At 32.7% G+C, this 928-nt stretch carries 1 protein-coding gene; it reads right to left on the bottom strand.

Going from position 1 to position 928, the window contains the following annotated elements; all coding sequences use genetic code 11:
- Positions 1–137: 137 nt before the first annotated feature.
- A partial coding sequence (locus WA340_RS12815) for a hypothetical protein (protein ID WP_336129376.1) occupies positions 138–928 on the bottom strand: 791 nt, incomplete at its 5' end.

The raw sequence follows: 928 nt of genomic DNA, 5'->3' as shown, positions 1-928 counted from the left end.
TCGGCTATGAGTAGTTGCGTGGGTTAGCACTTAACTTTGCAAGTACACACCAAGCTGAAAATCCGCGAGGATTTTCAGAAGTAGGCGAAAACAAGCAATTACTTATAGCCATTGTTGTGCAACGTTTTTTATTTTCTTTACCACGAATGAAAGTAATACATAAAACTTCCATCGTTTTTTAAATATAGTGTAAATCTTTCTCCTTCTGAATACATATGAGCAACAGTCGCAACAGAATTATATTCCATTGGATTTTCGGTAAAATGTAATTCGGTTAAATTTCTGTCCGACAGTCCAGTAATTGACTTCTGCCAAATTGTGTTTCCGTTTTTATCTTTACTCGCAAGTATTGTTTTATCATCAGCTTTTGAAACAACTAAAGTTCCAAATTCAGTTTCCTGGGTTTTGATTGGTTTTAATTCCGATTTTTCTGTGTAGTCAACTCCGTAAAAAGGTCCGTCATCAAAAGTTGCTGTCATTTTCGGCAAATAATCCACATTTTCGACTTGCGAATAGAAGTCAGCACGCAAAAAGTCAATCTTTTCAGCGATTGATTTTTTTAGAAATTCGGTTGAATCAATTTCTCTAATTTTTAAATAGATTTCTGAAATTTTATTGAAATAATTTGTGTCAATATTTTGATTGCAATTCGGATGATATTCAGCTAATTGGTAAACAATCATCGGAATTATAAAGTTAGTCTTAATTTCAGATTTGCCTCTGTCTTTGGCAAAATCCATTTTGGATAATCCTTCAAGTTCAGATTCTGGCCATTTTATAATTTCCATTTTGTCCAAACCAAAAAAGTCGAGATACTTTATTTCATAACAGTCTTGACCATCTTGACCGAATAAAGTCAGACTTATAGCTAAAAATAATATTGTTAAAATTCGATTTTTCATTTTTTGGTCAAATGTTGCACAACGGT

The organism is Mesoflavibacter sp. CH_XMU1422-2 (genome assembly GCF_037029245.1).
Classification (GTDB): Bacteria; Bacteroidota; Bacteroidia; order Flavobacteriales; family Flavobacteriaceae; genus Mesoflavibacter; species Mesoflavibacter zeaxanthinifaciens.
This window is presented reverse-complemented; position numbering and strand designations above follow the sequence as displayed.